Source organism: Nostoc cf. edaphicum LEGE 07299, assembly GCF_015207245.1.
Taxonomy (GTDB): Bacteria; Cyanobacteriota; Cyanobacteriia; order Cyanobacteriales; family Nostocaceae; genus Nostoc; species Nostoc edaphicum_B.
On record NZ_JADEXF010000626.1, the window covers coordinates 1 to 3,682 of the forward strand.

General features: G+C 44.9%; 3 protein-coding genes. 1 reads left to right on the forward strand and 2 read right to left on the reverse strand.

Features of this window, described 5'->3' with window-relative positions:
* A partial coding sequence (locus IQ229_RS17980) for a hybrid sensor histidine kinase/response regulator (RefSeq protein ID WP_194046043.1) occupies window positions 1-1,852 on the forward strand: 1,852 nt, incomplete at its 5' end.
* Between the two features lie 312 nt (window positions 1,853-2,164).
* On the opposite strand, the gene IQ229_RS17985 is transcribed toward IQ229_RS17980, so the two are convergent.
* The gene (locus IQ229_RS17985; RefSeq protein WP_194046045.1) at window positions 2,165-3,154 is read right to left on the reverse strand and encodes an MvdC family ATP-grasp ribosomal peptide maturase; all 990 of its coding nucleotides are present in this window, start codon (window positions 3,152-3,154) and stop codon (window positions 2,165-2,167) included.
* Window positions 3,155-3,335: 181 nt separating this feature from the next.
* Window positions 3,336-3,629, reverse strand: coding sequence for a microviridin/marinostatin family tricyclic proteinase inhibitor (locus IQ229_RS17990; protein WP_194046047.1), 294 nt, complete (start codon window positions 3,627-3,629; stop codon window positions 3,336-3,338).
* Between the last annotated feature and the right edge of the window lie 53 nt (window positions 3,630-3,682).

Here is a 3,682-nt window from a genome sequence, read left to right on the forward strand (position 1 = left end):
GGGTACTACTGGGCACTCAGTACTCAGCACTCCGCACTCAACACTCAGCACTCAGCACTACGCACTCAGCACTCCACACTCAGCACTCAGCACTCAGCACTCTTCTAGCTACCGCATCGAAACCATCCGCGTTGGCACTCGCCACCTAGATACGTTGATGACGCAAGCAGGGGAGTTAACTGTAACCAAAATTCGGATTGCTCATCGGCTGGGAGAAATTGAGGCGATCACCAATCTCTGGGAAGAATGGAATCGAGATTTATTCACTAATCGGTTTGCCTTCAGCCGAGAGCAACAAGCTGATGTCGCCCTCCAATGTCTAGAAACTTTTCATCATCACTCGGAAAAACGATTAGAGCAATTGGGCCATTTGGTGAAAACCTTGCAGAGTTCCCTTTCAGAAGACACAACCCGACTGGAACAACTAAGTAGCGATTTAGAAGAGGGTATTCGTACCCTGCGATTGCTGCCCTTTGCGACGATTTTCAACCTCTTCCCTCGGATGGTGCGCGATCTGGCGCAGCAGCAGGGAAAATTGGTGGAGTTGATCACAGAAGGCAAAGACACCCTTGCCGACAAACGCCTGTTGGAAGAAATGAAAGATCCGCTAATGCACATCCTGCGGAATGCGATCGATCACGGGATTGAGTCACCACAGGAACGGGAACGGCTAGGAAAACCAACAACGGCAACGATTCGGCTCAGAGCTTACCAGACTCCCACTAACATTGTGCTGGAAATTAGTGATGATGGCCGGGGGCTTGACCTGGATAGAATCAAACAAATAGCGGTGAAACGGGGCATTTGCGAGGAGGAAGAATTAGCAGCAATGACTCCTAGCCAGATCCAGGCGTTGATATTTGCACCAGGGTTTTCAACAGCCCCCCTGGTGACAGAAGTATCAGGACGGGGTGTGGGGCTGGATGTGGTGCAAACCAATGTCGAGAAATTGAAAGGTACGATTGAGGTAGAATCGTTTCCCGGACTGGGATGTACACTGCGCGTCAATCTCAGTATCACCTTGGCAACCGCCCATGTCTTGATTGTGCAAGTGAACGAAATACCCTACGCCATCCCAGTGGAGTTTGTGCAAACCGCCTGTTTGATTAAGTCAGAAGAAATTTTTCCCTTGGAGGGACGTGACACAATAATTCGGGATAGCCAACCCATTTCGATTGTGCAGTTGGCTGATCTATTAGAACTACCCCCGATGCCATCTGGATTAACTCAAGAAACGGCACTTTCCTGTATTATTCTCCAGGTTGGGCAAGCACAACTGGGTGTAGTGGTAGATGCCTTAGTGGATGAGCAAGATGTAGTGATTAAACCCCAAAGTCAGTTACTTAAACGAGTCCGCAATGTTTCTGGAGCAACAATTTTAGGCACTGGAGATGTGTGTATGGTGCTGAATCCCCAGGATTTGGTAAAGTCAGCCCGATCGCGATCGCAATCCTTCTCTTCTAGCCAAACTCGTCAACTTGTGCCTACAAAACCAACCGTCTTATTAGTCGAAGATTCCATTGCCACACGCACTCAAGAAAAGCGAATTTTAGAAACCGCAGGTTATCAAGTGATTACTGCTGTGGATGGTTTGGATGGATTGAACAAACTGCGATCGCACACCGTTGATGCCGTTGTTAGCGATGTGCAAATGCCAAATCTCGATGGCTTGGGGTTAACTGCCAAAATCCGCCAATATCAAGAATATAGCGAACTTCCAATTATCCTGGTTACTTCTCTTGCCAGCGATGAAGATAAACGTCGGGGTGCGGAAGCCGGAGCCAATGCCTACATTATCAAAGGCAGCTTTAATCAAGAAGCCTTGCTGTCAACCCTCAAACGGTTAGTGTAGAGGTTTGCGGATAAATGAAGAAGAATTCAGAAGTCAGAATTCAGGAGTCAGAATCAAGAGACGCTAAAAGCGAACGCAAAGATGCTTCTCCTGACGGAGACGCTTCGCGAACGCGAACGCTATCAGTTGGGGATTCAGACCCGCGACTGAATTGTTGCACCACCAAATCTACGATTCAGACCTGCAACAATGTCGGTTATTCATCCGCTTTTTCGGTCAAAATTCATTCTGAATTCTGACTCCTGACTACTGAATTCTGTTCGATAAATATAGAGGTTATGAGTTGGTTGGAAATTTTTAAGTAAGAGCATTTTACTTCGGGCTTTTTGAAAGTAGTGCAGATGCGATCGCTAGAGCAATTGGATAGTCCAAATCTCTCTCCAGCATCCCCCACTCTCCTGTAGGATTAATTTCTAAAAAAACATATTCTCCGGATGGCGTTTTAATCAAATCAAATGCTCCAAAAATCAGCCCAAACTTAGCCATAAAGGCATCTAAACAACGGATTAGTTTATCGGGTAATTGCTCTGGTTGCCAGGTAAGAATCTTTTTTGTCTCACGTCGCCAATCCTGGGTAGATGCTGCATATTCAGACGCATCTAGCGCCCCGACAAAGAGATTGCCATTCACATATACTGCTCGTAGTTCTTGCTGTTTAGGGATTTGTTCTTGAAACATAACTGGACAATAGCGCAGTGTTTCAGCATCAAGTAAGTCTTCTTCTTTAACGACGCTGGTATACATGAAAAAAGAGGAGGCTTGCATCCCAGAAGAAAGAGGTCTGAGCAGCTTGACAATCATTTTTCCCTTAACTTGGTGGAAAAATTCTCGTGCTTCTTGAGGATTGTTGGTGACAAGAGTCCGAGGTATGACAAGACCTACTTCCGATGCAATCCGCAGTTGGCGTAACTTGTTTTCAGCTGCACTTATCCGGCGTAAATCATCCACCCACGTAGCTTCTCTCAGGCTGTCCCAAAAGCCATCTAAGACTGCGAGTGATTCATTAGAACAGACTGCTTGAAATTGTGGAGCCAATTCTTTACCGAGATCGGGTTGCCAAATACGCCGCATCCATACTGCTTGCACTTGCTCGGTGTTAAGGGAGCGATCGTTATATTGCAGTGTATGATTGCTACCAGAGTTACTTAGATTAGCCTGGAGTTGGAGTGCGATCGGAAACTTATCAGTATCAAGACGAAATGGCTGTGCGCCTAGTTTTGATACTGCTTCTACAACTCTATCTATTGTAAAGTAATCACCACTATGGGTGATTAATAAAACTACATCACGATCGAGGTGCATAAAATACTTTTATTAGTTTTGGCATTGTCACTATTGTTAACTCTTGAGAAAGCAAAATATTAAAAAAGTGAACTTAATTTTAATGGGAAGCCAACCCCTAGATGAAGTTGGCAAAGCTAACCGTATTTTTATATTGACAATAGTTTAAAACCGCATCTCTGATGTAATCAAAAGTATGTAGCTATGAAGGTAAAGATGGCGAACTGTCATCACCATCTGAAGGATACTTCAGAGTAACAGCGCACTCGACATTATCAGGATTCGTGGTTACTGCGCCCTCTTCTTGATCGGATGGAAACTTCAGAGTTTGGACAAGTCCATCATTATTCGGGTTTGTGTTTGTGGTACTATTGCATCCACCGATAATCCCTTTTGATTCTTCCTCAGAAAGGTCTTCAAGGCTTTGCCCTTCTAAGAATCGAGCAAAGAATGGTACTGCTTGTGAATTCAACTTTTCTGGTTTGTTTTCAGACACAATCTTCCTCCTATAAAAACTGAACTTACAATATCCCCTGTACTATATTATAT